This is a genomic window from Microtetraspora glauca (assembly GCF_040656155.1).
GTDB lineage: Bacteria > Actinomycetota > Actinomycetes > Streptosporangiales > Streptosporangiaceae > Microtetraspora > Microtetraspora glauca.
Genome location: NZ_JBFALK010000056.1, coordinates 1 through 2764 on the forward strand (window position 1 = coordinate 1; position 2764 = coordinate 2764).

General features: G+C 67.4%; 2 protein-coding genes. One reads left to right on the top strand and one right to left on the bottom strand.

All coding sequences use genetic code 11. The features are described from left to right. Window positions 1-58 precede the first annotated feature (58 nt). Complete coding sequence (locus tag AB0I59_RS42025; RefSeq protein WP_358142672.1) at window positions 59-1018, bottom strand: TetR/AcrR family transcriptional regulator; 960 nt, start codon at window positions 1016-1018, stop codon at window positions 59-61. 85 nt (window positions 1019-1103) lie between these two features. Between AB0I59_RS42025 and AB0I59_RS42030 the strand changes: the two genes are divergently transcribed. Next, on the top strand, window positions 1104-2702 hold the full coding sequence (locus AB0I59_RS42030; protein WP_061261697.1) for an MFS transporter: 1599 nt from the start codon (window positions 1104-1106) through the stop codon (window positions 2700-2702). The last annotated feature ends 62 nt before the right edge of the window (window positions 2703-2764 follow it).

The following is a 2764-nucleotide window of genomic DNA, read 5'->3' on the forward strand; positions in this document are numbered from 1 at the left end:
TCGCTCATCGTTTAGAAGCCCGGTGGCACGATGCTCAGCGAGCAGATTCGATCGAAACTCAGGCATCGATGCCTCGTCTCGCGAGATCGGCTGCGATGCCGTCCAGGACACCGGCAAGACCTGAGGTGAACAAGGCGTCGAGGTCCCAGGGGTCGGCGCCTGCGCGCATCGCGCGGGCGAGCCGGGGATACGCCCCGGGTTCGAAAAGCGGATTCTGTGCCCGGTCCGAGGCTGTCGTCGTCCCCTGCACCATGGCGATATCCGATTGCCGTTCCGCCTCCACATCGCTGACGTAGGTCAACGCCACGCCTTGCACGTACGAGGCGAACATGAACATGTACCGGAAAGCCTCCGCAGGTTCGAGGTCGAGCCCGTCGAATGAGGAGAAGGCGCTTTCACTGTCCGCCGCGAGAGCCGGGCTGAAGTGCGCGCGGGTTGTCACCATGACCCTCGGCAGGATCCACGGATGGCGGTGGTACAGGTCCCAGTCACGGTATGCGGCGCGTTCGAGGCCGTGACGCCAGTCCCGCGGCGCCGAGTCGGGCAGGGGCACGTCGGCCATCGCGGCCTCGACCATCAGGGCCACCAGGTCATCCTTGGATGCCACATGCCGGTACAAGGCCATGGTGCTGGCGCCGAGGTCCATGGCGACCCGGCGCATCGACAGCGCGTCGAGCCCCTCCGCGTCCGCGATGGCGATCCCGGCTCGCACGATGCGCTCAACGGTGAGATGCGGCGCGCTGTCATTGCCCTCCGGGGCGTCGGCCGGCGTCTCCGTCCTGCGCGCCCGATACGCCTTCGCCTGGCACGCACGGGAGCAGTAGAGCCTCGGCCGGCCCCGATCGGCGGGCTCCAGCGACTTTCCGCATGACGCGCATGCCAGTTGCACCGACATCACCGCACTCCTTTTCGTCACGCCGCGAGGGTTGTGTCGAAATTCTAGCCCGATGGAAGTGCGGGCGCGCAGCGCGGGATGAAGCTGCAGGTCAAAACGCTGTTGTGTCGATTCGGTGTGCATGCGTATCTTGTACGCTTCAGCGCGTACAAAGTATGCACCGGGGCGATTGACTCCGACCCGGTCGACACGACTCAGGAACAAAGGAATGACTGAAGAAGACAGAACAGCCGGAGTCGGGGAGTGGGTCGGGCTCGCCGTCCTGGTACTGCCCTGCGTACTGGCGTCCATGGATATGTCCGTCATGTTCGTTGCGCTCCCGTCCCTGACGGCCGACCTCAAGCCGAGCAGCTCCGAACTGCTGTGGATCATGGACGCTTACGGCTTCCTCCTCGCCGGCCTGCTCATCACGATGGGCACACTCGGTGACCGGATCGGACGGCGGCGGGTGCTGCTTGCAGGCGCCGCAGCCTTCGGCGCCGCCTCTGTTCTGGCGGCCTACTCGACCAGCTCCGGGACGCTCATCGCGGCCCGCGCGCTCCTGGGCATCGCCGGATCCACGCTGGCGCCGTCCACGCTTTCCCTGATCCGGAACATGTTCCACGACGCCAAACAGCGGGCCACCGCAGTCGGCGTCTGGACGGCGGGCTTCGCGGGCGGCGCCGTACTCGGCCCGATCATCGGCGGGCTGCTGCTGGAGCACTTCTGGTGGGGATCGGTCTTTCTGATCAACGTGCCTGTGATGGTCCTGCTCCTGGTCCTCGGCCCGCTGCTGCTCCCCGAATACCGCGACCCCAGGCCAGGCCGTTTCGACCTGCTCGGCGCCGCCCTGTCCCTCGTGGCCGTGCTCGGCGTCATCTACGGCGTCAAACTGATGGCGGAGCACGGCTTCGGGTGGGTCCCCCTGGCGTACTGCGCCGCCGGACTCGCCGTGGGGGCTGCATTCCTCCGCCGCCAACGCGTGGCCGCGAACCCGGTGATCGACCTTGCGCTGTTCCGCACACGCCGGTTCAACGTGCCCTTGCTCATCGACGCGCTGGCGACGTTCGGACTGGTCGGCTACAGCCTGTTCAACTGGCAATTCATGCAACTCGTCCTGGGCATGGGACCGTTCGAGTCGGCCCTGTGGTCCTTGCCCACCTTTCTCGTGATGCCCCTGGGCATCGCGCTGGCCACCGCGATCGCACCCCGCATCGGCAAACCCAATGTGATCGCCGCCGGGCTGCTCGTGGCAGCCGTCGGCTACGCCATGCTGACCCTGATCCAAGCCGGTTCGGGAATCGGCTACCTCGTCAGCGCCCTGACAGTCGTCGCGATCGGTATCGGCGGGGTCTCCGCCGTGGTCACCGACGTGATCCTGTCCGCCGCACCACCAGAGCGGGCCGGGATGGCCTCCGCCATGGCCGAGACCTCGGCCGAGTTCGGCGGGGCGCTGGGCATCGCGATCCTTGGCAGCATCGGCACCGCCGTCTACCGTTCGGAACTGGCCGCCAAGGCTCCTGACGCCCTCACGCCCAAGGAGTTGGAAGCAGCGCGGGACACCCTCGGCGGCGCCGTTGACACCGCCGCGACCCTCCCGAAGGGCACCGCCGAAGCCCTGCGAAACGTGGCATTCGACGCCTTCGCCCGAGAGATGCGGATCGCCTCGGTGGTCAGTGTCGTCCTGATGGCGGGCGCGGCCATCCTCATCGCCACCCTGCTCCGCACCGCACGCACCCGGCCCGGATCCGAAGCCCCGGAATCCGCAGCAGAACACAACGGCCGGGACCAAGCGGGTGACCTGCACTCCACAGCAACCTCATCATGAGCAAAGGTCTCGTGGGCCGTACCGGCGCCCGCGCTCGACACTAGGGCCCGGCTGCCCCGGGC

What these genes read in the sequence shown, in the direction of transcription:
- AB0I59_RS42025 (WP_358142672.1), bottom strand. Translation starts at nt 1,018, where the DNA reads ATGCACACCGAATCGACACAACAGCGTTTTGACCTGCAGCTTCATCCC.
- AB0I59_RS42030 (WP_061261697.1), top strand. Translation starts at nt 1,104, where the DNA reads ATGACTGAAGAAGACAGAACAGCCGGAGTCGGGGAGTGGGTCGGGCTC.